At 58.2% G+C, this 15,578-nt stretch carries 24 protein-coding genes; 23 read left to right on the top strand and 1 reads right to left on the bottom strand.

The window, feature by feature from the left end; genetic code table 11:
* Window positions 1-342 precede the first annotated feature (342 nt).
* From GTP46_RS01465 to GTP46_RS01455, 3 genes are all read left to right on the top strand, one after another.
* Complete coding sequence (locus tag GTP46_RS01465) at window positions 343-3,303, top strand: TonB-dependent receptor (protein WP_161004850.1); 2,961 nt, start codon at window positions 343-345, stop codon at window positions 3,301-3,303.
* Window positions 3,304-3,356: 53 nt separating this feature from the next.
* Window positions 3,357-4,394 carry a cupin-like domain-containing protein gene (locus GTP46_RS01460; protein WP_161004849.1) on the top strand — a complete coding sequence of 346 codons (1,038 nt, stop codon included), beginning with the start codon at window positions 3,357-3,359 and terminating at the stop codon, window positions 4,392-4,394.
* Between the two features lie 127 nt (window positions 4,395-4,521).
* Window positions 4,522-5,367 carry a DUF817 domain-containing protein gene (locus tag GTP46_RS01455; protein ID WP_161004848.1) on the top strand — a complete coding sequence of 282 codons (846 nt, stop codon included), beginning with the start codon at window positions 4,522-4,524 and terminating at the stop codon, window positions 5,365-5,367.
* A gap of 18 nt (window positions 5,368-5,385) precedes the next feature.
* On the opposite strand, the gene GTP46_RS01450 is transcribed toward GTP46_RS01455, so the two are convergent.
* Entirely contained in the window at window positions 5,386-6,231 is an 846-nt protein-coding gene (locus GTP46_RS01450; RefSeq protein WP_161004847.1) for a PEP-CTERM sorting domain-containing protein, read from the bottom strand.
* A 283-nt stretch (window positions 6,232-6,514) separates the two neighbouring features.
* Between GTP46_RS01450 and rplC the strand changes: the two genes are divergently transcribed.
* The 20 genes from rplC to rplO all read left to right on the top strand — a co-directional run bounded on the left by rplC (window position 6,515) and on the right by rplO (window position 15,552).
* A complete protein-coding gene (gene rplC / locus GTP46_RS01445; protein WP_161004846.1) occupies window positions 6,515-7,171 on the top strand; it encodes a 50S ribosomal protein L3 in 657 nt (218 codons plus the stop codon).
* A gap of 3 nt (window positions 7,172-7,174) precedes the next feature.
* Window positions 7,175-7,795 carry a 50S ribosomal protein L4 gene (gene rplD / locus GTP46_RS01440; protein ID WP_092280178.1) on the top strand — a complete coding sequence of 207 codons (621 nt, stop codon included), beginning with the start codon at window positions 7,175-7,177 and terminating at the stop codon, window positions 7,793-7,795.
* On the top strand, window positions 7,792-8,106 hold the full coding sequence (rplW, locus tag GTP46_RS01435) for a 50S ribosomal protein L23 (protein WP_110846389.1): 315 nt from the start codon (window positions 7,792-7,794) through the stop codon (window positions 8,104-8,106). The genes rplD and rplW overlap by 4 nt, the downstream gene beginning before the upstream one ends.
* Window positions 8,106-8,936, top strand: a complete 831-nt coding sequence (gene rplB, locus GTP46_RS01430; protein WP_072786812.1) for a 50S ribosomal protein L2 — start codon at window positions 8,106-8,108, stop codon at window positions 8,934-8,936. The genes rplW and rplB overlap by 1 nt, the downstream gene beginning before the upstream one ends.
* 9 nt (window positions 8,937-8,945) lie before the next feature.
* The gene (rpsS, locus tag GTP46_RS01425; protein ID WP_050409767.1) at window positions 8,946-9,221 is read left to right on the top strand and encodes a 30S ribosomal protein S19; all 276 of its coding nucleotides are present in this window, start codon (window positions 8,946-8,948) and stop codon (window positions 9,219-9,221) included.
* Window positions 9,218-9,550: a 50S ribosomal protein L22 gene (gene rplV / locus GTP46_RS01420; protein WP_174864456.1), complete on the top strand. Its 333-nt coding sequence runs from the start codon at window positions 9,218-9,220 to the stop codon at window positions 9,548-9,550. Before rpsS ends, rplV begins: the two co-directional genes overlap by 4 nt.
* Before the next feature lie 9 nt (window positions 9,551-9,559).
* Window positions 9,560-10,339: a 30S ribosomal protein S3 gene (gene rpsC, locus GTP46_RS01415; RefSeq protein WP_161004845.1), complete on the top strand. Its 780-nt coding sequence runs from the start codon at window positions 9,560-9,562 to the stop codon at window positions 10,337-10,339.
* A 2-nt stretch (window positions 10,340-10,341) separates the two neighbouring features.
* Window positions 10,342-10,761, top strand: coding sequence for a 50S ribosomal protein L16 (rplP, locus tag GTP46_RS01410; RefSeq protein WP_072786814.1), 420 nt, complete (start codon window positions 10,342-10,344; stop codon window positions 10,759-10,761).
* A 12-nt stretch (window positions 10,762-10,773) separates the two neighbouring features.
* Complete coding sequence (gene rpmC, locus GTP46_RS01405) at window positions 10,774-10,965, top strand: 50S ribosomal protein L29 (protein ID WP_092280170.1); 192 nt, start codon at window positions 10,774-10,776, stop codon at window positions 10,963-10,965.
* Entirely contained in the window at window positions 10,962-11,228 is a 267-nt protein-coding gene (rpsQ, locus tag GTP46_RS01400) for a 30S ribosomal protein S17 (RefSeq protein ID WP_055937633.1), read from the top strand. The genes rpmC and rpsQ overlap by 4 nt, the downstream gene beginning before the upstream one ends.
* Window positions 11,229-11,493: 265 nt before the next feature.
* The gene (rplN, locus tag GTP46_RS01395; RefSeq protein WP_008444317.1) at window positions 11,494-11,862 is read left to right on the top strand and encodes a 50S ribosomal protein L14; all 369 of its coding nucleotides are present in this window, start codon (window positions 11,494-11,496) and stop codon (window positions 11,860-11,862) included.
* A 10-nt stretch (window positions 11,863-11,872) separates the two neighbouring features.
* Window positions 11,873-12,187, top strand: coding sequence for a 50S ribosomal protein L24 (rplX, locus tag GTP46_RS01390; protein WP_056151015.1), 315 nt, complete (start codon window positions 11,873-11,875; stop codon window positions 12,185-12,187).
* A 6-nt stretch (window positions 12,188-12,193) separates the two neighbouring features.
* Entirely contained in the window at window positions 12,194-12,733 is a 540-nt protein-coding gene (gene rplE / locus GTP46_RS01385) for a 50S ribosomal protein L5 (protein ID WP_072786817.1), read from the top strand.
* 6 nt (window positions 12,734-12,739) lie between these two features.
* Window positions 12,740-13,045, top strand: coding sequence for a 30S ribosomal protein S14 (gene rpsN / locus GTP46_RS01380; RefSeq protein ID WP_161004844.1), 306 nt, complete (start codon window positions 12,740-12,742; stop codon window positions 13,043-13,045).
* 14 nt (window positions 13,046-13,059) lie between these two features.
* On the top strand, window positions 13,060-13,455 hold the full coding sequence (rpsH, locus tag GTP46_RS01375; RefSeq protein WP_161004843.1) for a 30S ribosomal protein S8: 396 nt from the start codon (window positions 13,060-13,062) through the stop codon (window positions 13,453-13,455).
* Between the two features lie 10 nt (window positions 13,456-13,465).
* Window positions 13,466-13,999: a 50S ribosomal protein L6 gene (gene rplF / locus GTP46_RS01370; RefSeq protein WP_092280162.1), complete on the top strand. Its 534-nt coding sequence runs from the start codon at window positions 13,466-13,468 to the stop codon at window positions 13,997-13,999.
* Between the two features lie 13 nt (window positions 14,000-14,012).
* Complete coding sequence (gene rplR, locus GTP46_RS01365) at window positions 14,013-14,375, top strand: 50S ribosomal protein L18 (RefSeq protein WP_154379308.1); 363 nt, start codon at window positions 14,013-14,015, stop codon at window positions 14,373-14,375.
* Window positions 14,376-14,384: 9 nt separating this feature from the next.
* Window positions 14,385-14,903: a 30S ribosomal protein S5 gene (rpsE, locus tag GTP46_RS01360; RefSeq protein WP_161004842.1), complete on the top strand. Its 519-nt coding sequence runs from the start codon at window positions 14,385-14,387 to the stop codon at window positions 14,901-14,903.
* Between the two features lie 9 nt (window positions 14,904-14,912).
* Window positions 14,913-15,095: a 50S ribosomal protein L30 gene (gene rpmD / locus GTP46_RS01355; RefSeq protein ID WP_161004841.1), complete on the top strand. Its 183-nt coding sequence runs from the start codon at window positions 14,913-14,915 to the stop codon at window positions 15,093-15,095.
* A 25-nt stretch (window positions 15,096-15,120) separates the two neighbouring features.
* Window positions 15,121-15,552 (top strand): 50S ribosomal protein L15, encoded by a 432-nt coding sequence (gene rplO, locus GTP46_RS01350; RefSeq protein WP_072786824.1) that lies wholly within the window; start codon window positions 15,121-15,123, stop codon window positions 15,550-15,552.
* Window positions 15,553-15,578: the final 26 nt, after the last annotated feature.

Raw genomic sequence — 15,578 nt, 5'->3', positions numbered from 1 at the left:
AAGTGGTGCGTCAGCGGATCATACACCAAGCTTGTCACAACAACTATTAATCTACCGGCAGGGATAGGCCGAACCATCTTGGTGCACCTTTACAACGATTTACATTTATTCGCTGTCCAATTTGTTCGACCAATTGACGAATAAAGACGTTTCTCATATCCTCAGCTTGTCTAATAAATCATAAGAGCACATCGGACAGCTTCCACCAGGCGGGCATCACACCGCCGTCCGTGTTCTGCGGCACCCGTACCGAACTACCCAGCAGTCAGTTTGAGTAGCAATTAGTCCCGGCAAAGCAGCGCCGGAATAATCATAAAATAAGGAGATGAAGTGCGTACTTCTATGAAAACGTTTTCAACCGCGCCACGACAGCGCCGCCTGATGAGTTTGGCCGTGGCTGGTGCGTGTGCGGCATTCAGCGTCGCCCAGGCGCAAGACACCACCGCCACTACGCCGTCCGTGGTGGTGACCGGTATCCGCGCCAGTATGCAGTCGACCCTGAACCTGAAGCGCAATTCCGATGGTATCGTCGACGGCATCGTGGCTGAAGACATGGGTAAATTCCCGGATACCAACCTGGCCGAATCGCTGCAACGGATTTCCGGTGTCTCGATCGACCGCAGCAACGGCGAGGGCCAGAAAGTCACCGTGCGCGGCCTGGGCCCGGACTTCAATCTGGTGCTGCTGAATGGGCGCCAGATGCCAACCACCGACCTGAGCGACCTGTCCGGCCGTTCGTTCGACTTCTCCAACCTGGCCTCGGAATCGATTTCGCAGCTGCAGGTCTACAAGACCGGCCGTGCCGACAGCCCAAGCGGCGGCATCGGCGCCACCATCAACGTGGTGAGCGCGCGTCCGTTCGACAACCCAGGCTTGCATGCCAGCGTCGGCGTCAAAGCGCTCAAGGACACTTCCAACGACCACGTGCCTGACCTGTACAAGGGCAAGAGCGTCACGCCGGAAGTCTCGGGCATTTACTCGGACACCAGCGCCGACGGCCGTTTTGGCGTGTCGCTGAGCGCCAGCTACCAGTCGCGCGATTCCGGCGTCAACCGCGCCGGCCTGTTCAACGGCTACCAGGGTCCTTACCTGGGTTCGGCCGTGATTGACGGCCAGACTCTGCCGCAGCCAGGCAAGCCGGGCTCGCAAAACATCACCAACCGTCCGGCCCAGGACGCGCTGTACTCGATCCCGCAAAACTTCGGCTACAACAGCTCCGCCATCCAGCGTCAGCGCACCAACGGCCAGCTGACTTTGCAGTTCCGCCCGGTCAAGGAACTGACCACCACGGTTGACTACACCTATTCGGAACAAAAGATCCAGACCAAGCGTACCGAGTTGAGCGTCTGGTTCGCGCAGACCCCGACCTCCACCAGCACCTGGCCGAGCGGCCACGTGGTGAGCCCGCTGACCTATCAGGAAGTCTACCCGACGCCGCAGGATATCTCGGTGGTGGGCGGCGATTTCGCCACCAAGACCAAGAACCAGTCGCTGGGCTTCAACGCGGTGTGGAAAGCCAGCGCCGACCTGAAAGTGGAGTTTGACGCCCACCATTCGACCGCCGAGTCGGGCGCCGACAGCCCGTTCGGTTCCGAGAATTCCCTGTCCAACGCCAGCTTCAGCCGTGGCACCACCAAGATCGACTTCACCACCGAACTGCCGGTGCTGAGTATGCCTGCTGCCAACCTGGCGGCAGCGCCGATCCAGGCCGCCGGTTCGTGGTTCCACAACAGCTACGAGAAATCGGTGGTCAAGCAGGCCCAGGCCAAGGCCAACCTGAAGCTGATGGAAGCGTCCGACCTGAACTTCGGCGTCAGCTACACCGACACCAGCAACCGTTCGACCTACGCCAACGTGCAGAACAACACCTGGGGCGGCGCCACCAAGGCCTCGGACTATCCATCCACCCTGTGGACGGCCAACCCGATGTCGTCGTTCTTCAACAAGCTGGGCGGCTCCAATTCGCCTAACCTGTTTGCCACCCTGTACAGCTTCGACTTCGCGCAAGTGCGCCAGGTGACCGCCAATGCGGTTGGCAATCAGGCCGCTTACCTGCCGAACATGACCAAGCCGGACACCGACCGCCTGCTGGACGAAAAAACCACCTCGGCCTACGCCTCGTTCAATACCGACTGGGATACCGCGATTCCATTCCACTCGTCGGTGGGCCTGCGCTTTGAGCGCACCAAGGTCTCCTCGACCGCGCAAGTGCTGCCAGGTACGGCCGTGGTGTGGGTGGCGCAAAATGAGCTGCCGATCACCTTTGGCGGCCAGGCCTTCAGCAACACCGATGCGTCCTACACCAATGTGCTGCCGGCCCTGAATCTGGATGCCGATATCCGCAGCGACATGAAGCTGCGCGCCAGCGCCGGCGTCACCATCGGCCGCGCCCGCTATGACCAGCTGCAGGGCGGCCTGACGCTGGGCACCATCGCCAACGTGTTTACCGGCGGTAGCGCCTCGGTCGGCAACCCGGCGCTGAAACCGGTCAAGTCGAAAAACCTGGATCTGGCGTGGGAATGGTATTACGACAAGCAGAGCTTGCTGTCGCTGGCCCTGTTCCGCAAGCAGATGGATAACTATGCGGGCCAGACGCTGGTGTCGCAGTCGCTGTACAACCTGCATACGCCGGTGGGCGGCGCCTACTACAAGGCGGCGCTGGCGAACGGCTGTACCGCAGCGGATACCAACTGCATCCGTAACTACATCCTGGGTAACTTCGACGGCCAGCCGGGCGTCAAGAAAACCGGCGTGAAAGCCGACGGCATGCTGGACGGTACCATCACCGGCCTGTCGAGCGACCCTATCCTGATGTTCAACACCACCACCTACGCCAACCAGAAATCGGCCAACGTCAGCGGTGCCGAGGTCAACGTGCAGCATATGTTTGGCCAGAGCGGCTTCGGCGTACAGGCGAACTACACTTACGTGCACTCGCCGCTGAAGTACAACAACGCCGACGTCAACGACCAGTTCGCGATTCTGGGGCTGAGCAATTCCGCCAATCTGGTCGGTATCTTTGAAAACAAAGACTGGTCGGTGCGGGTGGCCTACAACTGGCGCGACTCCTTCCTGGCCGCGACGGTGGACGGTAATGGCCGCGCAGCGCCGGTGTACACTGACGCTTATGGCCAGGTCGACCTTAGCGTCGGCTACAACTTCAACAAGAACCTGAGCTTCCAGGGTGAGGCCATCAACCTCACCGACCGCACTACGCGCCAGCACGGCCGTACCGAGGCGGCCACCCTGAATGTGACGCAAGCTGGTCCGCGTTACATGCTGGGCCTGCGCTACAAGTTCTAAGTCAGTCCGCAGGCCGTCGCCTTGGGCGGCGGCCTGTTTTTCCGAGAGAATTCATGTCCGCCAGTGTCACCGCTATTGCCGAGATCGATTGCACGCGCAGCGCCGAGCTGCGTGGCGACGGTAGCCAGCCCTTGCCCGATGAGGTGCTGTGCTCGCCGGTACCGCTGGTCCTGCGCGGGCTGGTGGCGCACTGGCCGCTGGTGCAGGCGGCGCAGCGTTCGGCGCGCGCGGCCGACACCTATTTGCGGCGTTTTTACCGCGGTGCGACCGTGCTGGGCAGTCATCGCCCGCCGGGCAGCGACGGCCGCATTTTTTATAACGATGCCCTGAACGGTTTCAATTTCGACAGCCAGATGGTGCGCTTCGACCAGGTGCTCGATAGCCTGGCGGCCTACCTCGATGCGCCGGCGCCGCCGACCTTGTATGTCGGCTCGACCACCATCGACACCTGCCTGCCTGGCCTGCGCGCCGAGAACGATTTGAATCTTGGTGCGCGCGACCCGCTGGCCAGCCTGTGGATCGGCAACCGCACCCGCATCCCGGCCCACTACGACGTGCCGGACAACCTGGCCTGCGTGGCGGCCGGCCGCCGCCGCTTTACCCTGTTCCCGCCGGAGCAATTGCAGAACCTGTATGTGGGACCGCTCGATGTCACGCCGGCCGGGCAGTCGGTCAGCATGGTCGATTTGCACCAGCCCGACCTGGCGCGCTACCCGCGCTTTGCCGAGGCGCTGGCGCACGCGCAGTCGGCCGAACTGGCGGCGGGCGACGCCGTGTTCATTCCCAGCATGTGGTGGCACCACGTGGAAGGACTGGAGCCGTTCAACATCCTGATCAACTACTGGTGGCGGCAATCGCCGGCATGGATGGACACACCGTTCAATGCCTTGCTGCTGGGCCTGATGACCATGCGCGACTTGCCGCCGGCGCAGCGCGCAGCATGGCAGGAAATCTTCCGCCACTATATTTTCGACAGCGACGGCAGCGAGGCGGCGCATCTGCCGCCAGCTGCACGCGGCTTGCTGGCGCCGCTCGATGAGGCAGCTGCGCGCGTGTTGCGGGCCCAGTTGCTGAACCGGCTCAATCGCTAGCAGCCGGCTGTAAAGACTCTGCTGTACTGAGAGGGGGAGGGGCGGGTCGTGCCGCCCCGACACTTGCACAGGCCGCGCCGTCCCGGCGGCCTGTTTTTTTTGCCCCAGTACCGGTAGAGTACGTCTCATGCTTGCCATCCTCGATCACCATTTATTGGACGCCGCCGCCCGCCCGGGCCTGCGCGGTGCGGCCCGCCTTGCTGCGGAATGCTGGTATTTCGGCATCAAGGAAGCGCGCGCTTGTTTGTTTGTCGCGCTGTTCTTTGCCGCCGTGTTCCTGGTGCCGCGCGCTGGCCTGCTGGGGCTGCCGCGCTACGATGTGCTGCTGATCGTGGCGCTGGGCATACAGGCGTGGATGGTGTGGGCCAAGCTGGAAACCTGGGACGAATTGAAGGCGGTCAGCCTGTTTCACGTAGTCGGCTTTGTGCTGGAGGTGTTCAAGACCTCGGGGCCTATCCAGTCGTGGAGCTATCCGGACTTTGCCTACACCAAGCTGTTTGGCGTGCCGCTGTTTTCCGGCTTTATGTATGCCGCGGTGGGTAGCTACATCATCCAGGCCTGGCGCTTGTTCGACTTGCGGATACGCCATCATCCGCCGTACTGGATGGCGGCCCTGATTGCCATCCTCATCTATGCCAATTTCTTCACCCATCACTATATTGGTGATTATCGCTGGTACCTGGCGGCCTGCGCGCTGGGGCTGTATGCGCGCACCACGGTGCTGTTCCGGCCGCTGGACCGGGAGCGCCGCATGCCGCTGGCGCTGTCCTTCGTACTGATCGGCTTTTTCATCTGGCTGGCCGAGAACATCAGCACTTTCTGGGGCGTGTGGCGCTATCCCCATCAGCTGGGCGCCTGGTCGGCGGTCCACGTCAGCAAGTGGAGTTCCTGGTCCCTGCTGGTGGTGATGACCTTCACCATCGTCGGCCACCTCAAGCACATCAAGGCCCGCATCCACGTCCCGGAGGCGTAGCGCGGGCCCGGCGCTGACTTAGCCGCGGCGCTGGCGGCGGCGGGCCAGCGCGCCCAGCAGCAGCGCGCCGGCGCCGAACATCAGCCAGGCATCCGGTTCGGGCACCGGCGTGGTCGGCACCACCGAGGTTTTCAGGTAGATGTCGGAGCGGATGAACCATTGCAGCTCCAAGGTGCCGCCGACGTCGGAATTATTGGTGAAGGTATAGCTCCAATCCTTGCTCAGGCTGCCCGAGGCCTGGCCGGTCGCCAGATCCAGGGCGTCGCTGTGGTAGTACAGCTCCGAGATGCCGGGGGTGAGATAAGGGAAGATGGGGCTGGCGGAGAAGCCCAGACCGGAGTGCACTTCCAGGCTGTTGTTGGGCAGCAGCGCGCCCTCGGTGGAGCTGGCATGCATGGAGAGCAGCCCGGTAATCGTGAGGACGGTGTGCGGCTTGACGAACAGACCGTAGCTGGCGTTGACGTCGGCACGGGGGCCGGCGAAGGGGATGGCGGACTGGACGAACTCGTCACTGGTGTGGGCTGCCGCCGAAATATCGCCCAGGTAGCCGCCGCCGAAGGTGGCGATGGACTGCGACAGGGCCGAGCTGAGATTGGTGCCGCTCGCCGGCAGGCCATAGCTGCTGCTGGAGCCATTGTCCTGGTACGAGGCGGTCTGGCCGTTGCTGGCGATGACGGAATACTGGCTTGAGCCGCTGGCGTTGGCGATGAAGCCGGCGGCCAGGCCGTCGTTCGGGGTCGGATCGGATACCGTGATCTTGAGGCCGGTAAGGGTGACAGAGGTGTCGACCTTGGCGGCGGCATTCAGGCAGGGTAGGCCGAAAATCAGGCTGCCAAGCAGCCATGCATGAGCGGTGTGCTTCATGTCTTTCCTTTGTGTGAGAGGTAAAAAAAGGGCAATGAGAGCTGTCAAAAGATGTGAATTTGACAGCTATGTAAAATACAACATTATTTACTTCTAAATACTCACAAATTCCCACCGGCATGCCGCGCCGGGAAGTTGACATACCCCGTAATAAGTTGTTGCGTCAACCCCCAAATCACGCTACACTAGCCGGCTTCGGTATGGATTCCGTCTTTTTATTGGTCCGTACTATTTTGTAGTTCAACATATCCCCGCCCAATCGTAGGTGGGAATTGGAGAAAAAATGAGCCTTGGCCTCCTCGGTCGCAAGGTTGGTATGATGCGCATCTTCACCGATGACGGGGACTCGATCCCAGTCACCGTGGTTGACGTATCGAACAACCGTGTTGCGCAAATCAAAACTCCTGAAGTGGATGGTTACTCCGCTGTTCAGGTCGCATATGGTCAACGTCGCGCTTCCCGCGTGACCAAAGCCGTTGCTGGTCACCACGCTAAAGCCGGTGTTGAAGCTGGTACTCTGCTGAAAGAGTTCCGCGTTGATGCTGCTAAAGCTGCCGAACTGAAAGCTGGCGAAGTTGTCGCCGTTTCCCTGTTCGAAGTCGGTCAGAAGATCGACGTTCAAGGTGTGTCGATTGGTAAAGGCTATGCCGGTACCATCAAGCGTCACAACTTTGCTTCGGGCCGTGCTACCCACGGTAACTCGCGTTCGCACAACGTTCCAGGTTCGATTGGTATGGCGCAAGATCCAGGCCGCGTATTCCCTGGTAAACGCATGACCGGTCACATGGGTGACGTCACCTGCACCGTGCAGAACCTCGAAATCGCCCGTATCGACGCCGACCGTCAGCTGCTGCTGGTCAAAGGTGCGATCCCTGGCGCCAAAAACGGCCAGGTAGTGGTTTCGCCTGCTGTCAAAGTTAAAGCAAAGAAGGGAGCTTAAACGATGGAACTCAAGCTCTTGAACGCTCAAGGTCAAGCCGCCTCTAACGTAGCTGCCGCCGATACCGTCTTCGGCCGTGACTACAACGAAGCCCTGATCCACCAGATCGTCGTTGCTTACCAAGCCAATGCTCGCAGCGGCAACCGTAAACAAAAAGACCGTGAAGAAGTCCACCACACGACCAAAAAGCCATGGCGCCAAAAAGGTACCGGCCGTGCGCGTGCTGGTATGTCGTCGTCGCCACTGTGGCGCGGCGGTGGTCGCATCTTCCCGAACTCGCCTGACGAGAACTTCACCCACAAAGTGAACAAGAAGATGTACCGCGCTGGCGTGTGCTCGATCCTGTCGCAACTGGCCCGTGAAGACCGCCTGGTCGTGATCGAAGATCTGTCGATCGAAGCACCAAAAACCAAGCTGCTGTCGCAAAAGCTGACCGGCCTGGGCTTCGACTCCGTGCTGATCATCACCGACACCGCGAACGAAAACCTGGAACTGGCTTCCCGCAACCTGCCGAACGTGCTGGTTGTTGAGCCACGTCACGCTGATCCAATGTCGCTGGTCTTCTACAAAAAGATCCTGGTGACCAAGGCTGCGCTGGCTAAGATTGAGGAGATGCTGGCATGAGCGCATTGAAATTTAGCGAAGAACGCCTGCTGAAAGTACTGGTTGCTCCAGTGATTTCCGAAAAGGCCACCATGGTCGCGGAAAAGAACGAGCAGATCGTGTTCCGTGTTACCACCGACGCGACCAAGCCAGAGATCAAGGCTGCCGTCGAACTGCTGTTCAAAGTCGAAGTGGCATCGGTGCAAACCGTGAACCGCGAAGGCAAGCAAAAGCGTTCGGGCGCCCACATCGGCCGCCGCAACCACACCAAGCGTGCTTTCGTGTGCCTAAAACCAGGCCAGGAAATCAATTTCACCGAGGAGGCTAAATAATGGCACTCGTTAAGATGAAGCCAACCTCCCCAGGCCGTCGTGGCATGGTGAAAGTTGTGAACTCGGACCTGTTCAAGGGCCGTCCGTTCGCAGCACTGGTTGAGAAAAAATCGAAAACTGCTGGCCGTAACAACAACGGCCACATCACCACCCGTCACATCGGTGGTGGTCACAAGCAGCACTACCGCGTGATCGACTTCAAGCGCAACAGCAAAGATGGCATTCCAGCGAAAGTGGAACGTATTGAATACGATCCAAACCGCACGGCGCACATCGCTCTGCTGTGCTACGCCGACGGCGCCCGTAGCTACATCATCGCCACCAAAGGCATGGCTGTTGGCGACGCGGTGATGACCGGTTCGGAAGCACCGATCAAGTCGGGTAACTGCCTGCCGATCCGTAACATCCCAGTCGGCACCATCATGAACTGCGTTGAAATGCTGCCAGGTAAAGGTGCCCAAATGGCCCGTACCGCCGGCGCTGGCGTCGTGCTGATGGCCCGTGAAGGTACCTACGCTCAAGTGCGTCTGCGCTCGGGTGAAGTACGTCGCGTGCACATCGAGTGCCGTGCTACCGTGGGTGAAGTCGGCAATGCCGAACACAGCCTGCGTAAGATCGGTAAAGCTGGTGCGATGCGTTGGCGCGGTGTTCGTCCTACCGTTCGCGGTGTGGTCATGAACCCGGTCGATCACCCGCACGGTGGTGGTGAAGGTAAAACCGCAGCTGGTCGTCACCCTGTTTCGCCATGGGGCCAACAGACCAAGGGTAAGAAGACTCGCAGCAACAAGCGTACTTCTTCGATGATCGTCTCGCGCCGCGGCAAGAAATAAGGATAAATCATGACTCGTTCATTGAAAAAAGGGCCGTTCTGTGACGCCCACCTGGTGAAAAAAGTCGAAGCCGCGCAAGCGACCAAAGACAAAAAGCCTATCAAAACCTGGTCCCGTCGCTCGACCATCATGCCTGACTTCATCGGCCTGACGATCGCTGTTCACAACGGCAAGCTGCACGTGCCAGTGTACGTTTCCGAGAACATGGTAGGTCACAAGCTCGGCGAATTCGCGCTGACCCGCACGTTCAAAGGCCATGCCGCTGACAAGAAGGCGAAGAAATAATGGAAACCAAAGCTATCCTCAAAGGCGTGCGCCTGTCGGACCAAAAGGGCCGTCTGGTTGCTGACCTGATCCGTGGCAAGAAAGTTGACGCAGCACTCAACATTCTGCAATTCAGCCCGAAAAAAGGCGCCACCATCATCAAGAAAGTGCTCGAGTCGGCAATCGCCAACGCTGAGCACAACGATGGCGCTGACATCGACGAATTGTTCGTGAAAACGATCTACGTTGAAAAGGGCCCGATCCTGAAGCGCTTCACCGCGCGTGCAAAAGGTCGTGGCGATCGTATTTCGAAACAATCGTGTCACATTTATGTGACCGTCGGCAACTAAGGAGCCAAGATGGGTCAGAAAATTCATCCAACTGGTTTCCGCCTGGCGGTAACCCGTAACTGGGCTTCGCGTTGGTACGCTGGCAATGGTAACTTTGCCGACATGCTGAACGAAGACTTGAAAGCACGTACCTACCTGAAAGCTAAGCTGAAGAACGCTTCGGTTGGCCGCATCGTTATCGAGCGCCCAGCTAAGAACGCACGCTTCACCATCTACAGCTCGCGTCCAGGTGTGGTGATCGGCAAAAAAGGCGAAGACATCGAAGTACTGAAGTCGGCGCTGGCCAAGATCATGGGCGTGCCGGTGCACGTGAACATCGAAGAAATCCGCAAGCCAGAAATCGATTCGCAGCTGATCGCTGACTCGATCGCTCAGCAGCTCGAAAAACGTATCATGTTCCGTCGTGCGATGAAACGCGCGATGCAGAACGCGATGCGCCTGGGCGCCCTGGGCATCAAGATCATGTCGTCGGGTCGTCTGAACGGCATCGAAATCGCCCGTACCGAATGGTATCGCGAAGGCCGTGTGCCACTGCACACCCTGCGCGCTGACATCGACTACGGCACTTCGGAAGCTTCGACCACCTACGGCATCATCGGCGTTAAGGTATGGGTCTACAAAGGCGATCGCGCTCCTAACGGCGACGCTCCAGTGATCGATACCCCGCCAGACGAGAAAAAGCCACGTGGCCCACGTCGTGAAGACGGCAAGCCAGCTGGCCGCCCACGCCCAGCCGGTGCTGGTGGCGCCCGCCGCGCTGCTAAGCCAGCCGAGAAAGCAGGAGAATAATCATGCTGCAACCAGCACGCAGAAAGTATCGTAAAGAGCAGAAAGGCCGTAACACCGGCATTTCGCACACCACCGGCACCAACGTGTCGTTTGGCGAGTTCGGTCTGAAGGCCGTGGCTCGTGGCCGTATCACTGCCCGTCAAATCGAAGCAGCGCGTCGTGCCATGACCCGTCACATCAAACGTGGTGGCCGTATCTGGATCCGTGTCTTCCCAGACAAACCGATCTCGAACAAGCCAGCTGAAGTCCGTATGGGTAACGGTAAAGGTAATCCAGAGTACTACGTCGCTGAAATCCGCCCAGGCAAAGTCCTGTACGAGATGGACGGCGTAGGCGAAGAACTGGCGCGCGAAGCATTCCGCCTGGCCGCTGCCAAACTGCCACTGGCAACCACGTTCGTGGTTCGTCAAGTTGGTCAATAACAGGAGTGAAATATGAAAGCATCTGAACTCCGCGGCAAAGACCAGGTAGCTCTGCAAAAAGAGCTGAATGACCTGTTGAAGGCACAATTCGGCCTGCGTATGCAAACCGCTACGCAACAGCTGAGCAATACTTCGCAGCTCAAAAAGGTACGTCGCGATATCGCACGCGTAAAAACGGTATTGAACACGAAGGAAGCAAAATGACCGAGCAAGTAAAGCTGAAGCGTACGCTGATCGGTAAAGTTGTGTCCGACAAGATGGACAAAACCGTCACCGTGCTGATCGAACGTCACGTGAAACACCCTCTGTATGGCAAGATCATCGTTCGTAGCGCCAAGTACCACGCGCACGACGAGACCAACCAGGTGAAAGCCGGTGACACGGTGGAAATCGTGGAAGGTCGTCCGATCTCCAAAACGAAGGCATGGACCGTGACTCGTGTGGTGCAAGCCGCACAAATCGTTTAATTGAAGTCAGCGCCGCCCCAACTGTGGTTGGGGCGGCGATTTTCAATTAGTTCTTGCAAGCCCGCAAAAGGTATGTAATACTTGCGGGCTTCGTTCATGTAACGCCGCAAAGTGTCTGGCCACAGACGCTGAACCGTGCGGTCAGTGCAGTACGAAGGTCAAGCACCCAAACAGTGCGCTCTGCTTGAGCATACTGGCGGGACCAAGACTGACCGCAGGTCCGCATTGTGTGGATTCTTCGGCTTAAGTTGGGAAAGAGAATACTATGATTCAAACTGAAAGCCGGCTCGAAGTGGCCGACAATACCGGTGCCAAGGAAGTCATGTGCATCAAGGTATTGGGCGGCTCCAAGCGCCGTTATGCTGGCATTGGCGACGTGATCAAAGTAACCGTTAAGGTTGCTGCGCCACGTGGCCGTGTCAAAAAAGGTGAAATTTATAACGCCGTGGTAGTGCGCACCGCAAAAGGTGTACGCCGCCAAGACGGTTCCCTGGTGAAGTTCGACGGCAATGCCGCCGTTCTGTTGAACGCCAAGCTGGAACCGATCGGTACCCGTATCTTCGGACCAGTGACGCGCGAATTGCGCACTGAAAAGTTCATGAAGATCGTGTCCCTGGCACCTGAAGTTCTGTAAGGAGTCAGCAATGGATAAGATTCGTAAAAACGACGAAGTCATCGTTCTGGCCGGTAAAGACAAGGGCAAACGTGGCGTAGTTTCGCGTCGTGTAGACGCAGAGCACGTTGTGGTTGAAGGTGTTAACGTCGCTAAAAAAGCGACCAAGCCTAACCCAATGACTGGCGTTCAAGGTGGTATCGTCGACAAGACTATGCCGATTCACGTGTCCAACGTTGCATTGTTCAATGCAGCGACTGGCAAGGCAGACCGTGTTGGTTTCAAAGATGTTGACGGCAAAAAAGTCCGCGTCTTTAAATCGTCCGGCGAAGTAGTGAAGGCTTAAGAAATCATGGCACGTCTCCAAGAATTCTATAAAGAAAAAGTCGTCGCTGACCTGACCGAAAAATTCGGTTACAAGTCGGTGATGGAAGTTCCGCGTCTGACCAAGATCACCCTGAACATGGGTGTGGGTGAGGCCATCGCTGACAAGAAAGTGCTCGAGCACGCTGTTGGCGACCTGACCAAGATCGCCGGCCAAAAGCCAGTGACCACCAAGGCCCGTAAAGCAATCGCTGGTTTCAAAATCCGCGAAGGCTATCCAATCGGCACCATGGTGACCCTGCGTGGCGCTCGTATGTACGAGTTCCTCGACCGCTTCATCACCGTGGCCCTGCCACGTGTGCGTGACTTCCGCGGTGTGAATGGCAAGGCCTTTGATGGTCGTGGCAATTACAACATCGGTGTGAAAGAGCAGATCATCTTCCCTGAGATCGAGTACGACAAGATCGATGCGCTGCGTGGTATGAACATTTCGATCACCACTACCGCTAAGACCGACGACGAAGCGAAAGCTCTGCTCGCCGCCTTCAAATTCCCGTTCAGGAACTAAGAGATCATGGCAAAACTCGCACTGATTAACCGTGAAGCGAAACGCGTAGCGCTGGCGACTAAATTCGCCGCCAAACGCACTTCGCTCAAGGCCATCATTGATGACCAGTCGAAGTCGGAAGAAGAACGTTACGAAGCGCGCCTGAAACTGCAAGCGCTGCCACGTAACTCGGCACCGACCCGCCAGCGTAACCGCTGCGCCATCACTGGTCGTCCGCGCGGCACCTTCCGTAAATTCGGTCTGGGCCGTATCAAGCTCCGTGAATTCGCCATGCGTGGTGAAATTCCGGGTATGACTAAAGCTAGCTGGTAATAGGAGAATAAGCAATGAGTATGAGCGATCCTATCGCCGATATGCTGACCCGCATTCGTAACGCCCAAGGCGTGCAAAAAACGACCGTGGCCATGCCATCGTCGAAAGTCAAAATTGCGATTGCCAACGTCCTCAAGGACGAGGGTTACATTGAAGATTTCGCAGTCGCTGAAGATGGCGGCAAGTCGGAACTGAAAATCGGTTTGAAGTACTACGTAGGCCGTCCTGTCATCGAGCGTCTGGAGCGTGTATCGCGTCCAGGTCTGCGCGTGTACAAAGGCAAGGACGAAATCCCATCGGTCATGAATGGCCTGGGTGTGGCAATCGTGTCGACTCCGCAAGGCGTCATGACCGATCGTAAAGCACGCGCTACCGGTGTCGGCGGCGAAGTGATTTGCTTCGTGGCTTAAGGAGTTAGACATGTCCCGTGTAGCTAAAATGCCAATCGCTGTGCCAGCTGGCGCTGAAGTCGCCATCTCCGCAGCAGCGATTACCGTCAAGGGCCCGCTGGGCGTCTTGACCCAGAGCCTGAACGGCCTGGTAAAAGTTGAAAACAATGCTGGTACCCTGAGCTTTGAGCCGTCGAACGACAGCCGCGAAGCCAACGCCATGTCCGGTACGCTGCGCGCACTGGTTAACAACATGGTCAACGGTGTGACCAAGGGCTTCGAGAAAAAGCTGAACCTGGTTGGCGTGGGCTACAAAGCCCAAGCTGCTGGCGACAAGCTGAATCTGTCCCTGGGCTTTTCGCACCCGGTCGTCCACGCCATGCCAGAAGGCGTGACCGTGACCACCGCCACCCCGACCGAGATCGTCATCAAAGGCATCGATCGTCAAAAGGTGGGTCAGGTTGCTGCAGAAGTTCGTGCTTACCGCGCTCCGGAGCCTTACAAAGGCAAGGGCGTCCGTTATTCGGACGAAGTGGTTAAGATCAAAGAAACTAAGAAGAAGTAATTAGGGGCTGACGATGGATAAAAAAGAATCTCGTCTGCGTCGCGGACGTCAAACCCGGATCAAGATTGCGCAACTGAAAGTGAACCGCCTGTCGGTTCACCGCACTAACCTGCACATCTACGCAAACCTGATCAGCCCGGAAGCCAAAGTACTGGTTTCGGCCTCGACCGTTGAAGCGGAAGTACGCGCTGAACTGGCAGGCAAATCGGGCAAGGGTGGCAACGCCGCTGCCGCCGCACTGGTGGGCAAGCGCGTAGCAGAAAAAGCACTGAAAGCCGGTATCACCGAAGTCGCCTTCGACCGTTCCGGTTTCCGTTATCACGGCCGTGTGAAGGCGCTGGCAGAAGCCGCGCGTGAAGCCGGTCTGAAGTTCTAAGGAACGATCATGGCAAAAATGCAAGCAAAAATGGCAAGCGACAAGCCGGATGATGGCATGCGCGAAAAAATGATCGCGATCAACCGCGTGACCAAAGTGGTCAAGGGTGGTCGTATCATGGGTTTCGCCGCGCTGACCGTAGTGGGTGACGGCGATGGCCGCATCGGCATGGGCAAGGGCAAGTCGAAAGAGGTACCAGTCGGTGTGCAAAAGGCAATGGAAGAAGCCCGTCGCAACCTGATCAAAGTACCTTTGAAAAACGGCACGCTGCACCACACCGTCCTGGGTCGCCACGGCGCCTCGAAAGTAATGATGTCGCCTGCTAAACCAGGTACCGGCGTCATCGCTGGCGGCGCAATGCGCGCTATCTTCGAAGTCATGGGCGTTACCGACGTGGTCGCAAAATCGACCGGTTCGAGCAACCCGTACAACCTGGTTCGCGCCACGCTGGACGGCCTGGCTAAACTGAGCACTCCGTCCGACATCGCTGCGAAACGCGGCAAGTCGGTCGAAGAGATCCTGGGCTAAGGTGATCACATGACTACGAAAACCCTCAAAGTACAACTGGTCAAGGGCCTGATCGGCACTCGTCAAGATCACCGTGCTACCGTCAAAGGCCTGGGCCTGCGTCGCGTAAACTCGATCGCCGAGCTGCAAGACACCCCATCGGTACGCGGCATGATCAACAAAGTGTCGTATCTCGTTAAAGTAGTTGCGTAAGCCCCGGCTTACTCACGGAGAAATCATGGAACTGAATACCATTCAACCAGCCGATGGCGCTAAGCACTACAAGCGTCGCGTCGGCCGCGGTATCGGCTCTGGCCTGGGTAAAACCGCAGGTCGTGGCCACAAGGGTCAGAAATCGCGTTCGGGCGGCTTCCACAAAGTCGGCTTCGAAGGCGGTCAGATGCCTCTGCAACGTCGTCTGCCTAAGCGTGGTTTCAAGTCGCTCAACGCTACCTTCAAAGCTGAAGTGCGTCTGTCCGACCTGAACCACCTGGCCGTTGGCGATGTCGACATCCTGGTGCTGAAACAAGCTGGTGTACTGAGCGTGCTGGCACGTGATGTACGCGTCATCCTGTCCGGCGAGATCACCAAAGCGGTGAACCTCAAAGGCCTGAAAGTGACCGCTGGCGCGAAAGCCGCCATCGAAGCAGCCGGCGGCTCGGTAGCCTGAGCCACCGCTAACAGCTTGATCGGAGC

Source organism: Duganella flavida, assembly GCF_009857445.1.
Lineage (GTDB): Bacteria > Pseudomonadota > Gammaproteobacteria > Burkholderiales > Burkholderiaceae_D > Rugamonas > Rugamonas flavida.
The sequence above is the reverse complement of the archived record's forward strand: the minus strand, read 5'-3'. Positions and strand labels throughout refer to the sequence as shown.

Excerpts from the sequence above, each read along its gene's own strand:
- rpmC (WP_092280170.1), top strand. The coding sequence starts at position 10,774 with ATGAAAGCATCTGAACTCCGCGGCAAAGACCAGGTAGCTCTGCAAAAA.
- rpsN (WP_161004844.1), top strand. The coding sequence starts at position 12,740 with ATGGCAAAACTCGCACTGATTAACCGTGAAGCGAAACGCGTAGCGCTG.
- rplN (WP_008444317.1), top strand. The coding sequence starts at position 11,494 with ATGATTCAAACTGAAAGCCGGCTCGAAGTGGCCGACAATACCGGTGCC.
- rplE (WP_072786817.1), top strand. The coding sequence starts at position 12,194 with ATGGCACGTCTCCAAGAATTCTATAAAGAAAAAGTCGTCGCTGACCTG.
- rplW (WP_110846389.1), top strand. The coding sequence starts at position 7,792 with ATGAGCGCATTGAAATTTAGCGAAGAACGCCTGCTGAAAGTACTGGTT.
- rplD (WP_092280178.1), top strand. The coding sequence starts at position 7,175 with ATGGAACTCAAGCTCTTGAACGCTCAAGGTCAAGCCGCCTCTAACGTA.
- rpmD (WP_161004841.1), top strand. The coding sequence starts at position 14,913 with ATGACTACGAAAACCCTCAAAGTACAACTGGTCAAGGGCCTGATCGGC.
- rpsS (WP_050409767.1), top strand. The coding sequence starts at position 8,946 with ATGACTCGTTCATTGAAAAAAGGGCCGTTCTGTGACGCCCACCTGGTG.
- GTP46_RS01460 (WP_161004849.1), top strand. The coding sequence starts at position 3,357 with ATGTCCGCCAGTGTCACCGCTATTGCCGAGATCGATTGCACGCGCAGC.
- rpsH (WP_161004843.1), top strand. The coding sequence starts at position 13,060 with ATGAGTATGAGCGATCCTATCGCCGATATGCTGACCCGCATTCGTAAC.
- GTP46_RS01465 (WP_161004850.1), top strand. The coding sequence starts at position 343 with ATGAAAACGTTTTCAACCGCGCCACGACAGCGCCGCCTGATGAGTTTG.
- rplC (WP_161004846.1), top strand. The coding sequence starts at position 6,515 with ATGAGCCTTGGCCTCCTCGGTCGCAAGGTTGGTATGATGCGCATCTTC.
- rpsC (WP_161004845.1), top strand. The coding sequence starts at position 9,560 with ATGGGTCAGAAAATTCATCCAACTGGTTTCCGCCTGGCGGTAACCCGT.
- rplF (WP_092280162.1), top strand. The coding sequence starts at position 13,466 with ATGTCCCGTGTAGCTAAAATGCCAATCGCTGTGCCAGCTGGCGCTGAA.
- rpsE (WP_161004842.1), top strand. The coding sequence starts at position 14,385 with ATGGCAAAAATGCAAGCAAAAATGGCAAGCGACAAGCCGGATGATGGC.
- rplB (WP_072786812.1), top strand. The coding sequence starts at position 8,106 with ATGGCACTCGTTAAGATGAAGCCAACCTCCCCAGGCCGTCGTGGCATG.
- GTP46_RS01455 (WP_161004848.1), top strand. The coding sequence starts at position 4,522 with ATGCTTGCCATCCTCGATCACCATTTATTGGACGCCGCCGCCCGCCCG.
- rplR (WP_154379308.1), top strand. The coding sequence starts at position 14,013 with ATGGATAAAAAAGAATCTCGTCTGCGTCGCGGACGTCAAACCCGGATC.
- rplP (WP_072786814.1), top strand. The coding sequence starts at position 10,342 with ATGCTGCAACCAGCACGCAGAAAGTATCGTAAAGAGCAGAAAGGCCGT.
- GTP46_RS01450 (WP_161004847.1), bottom strand. The coding sequence starts at position 6,231 with ATGAAGCACACCGCTCATGCATGGCTGCTTGGCAGCCTGATTTTCGGC.
- rplO (WP_072786824.1), top strand. The coding sequence starts at position 15,121 with ATGGAACTGAATACCATTCAACCAGCCGATGGCGCTAAGCACTACAAG.
- rpsQ (WP_055937633.1), top strand. The coding sequence starts at position 10,962 with ATGACCGAGCAAGTAAAGCTGAAGCGTACGCTGATCGGTAAAGTTGTG.
- rplX (WP_056151015.1), top strand. The coding sequence starts at position 11,873 with ATGGATAAGATTCGTAAAAACGACGAAGTCATCGTTCTGGCCGGTAAA.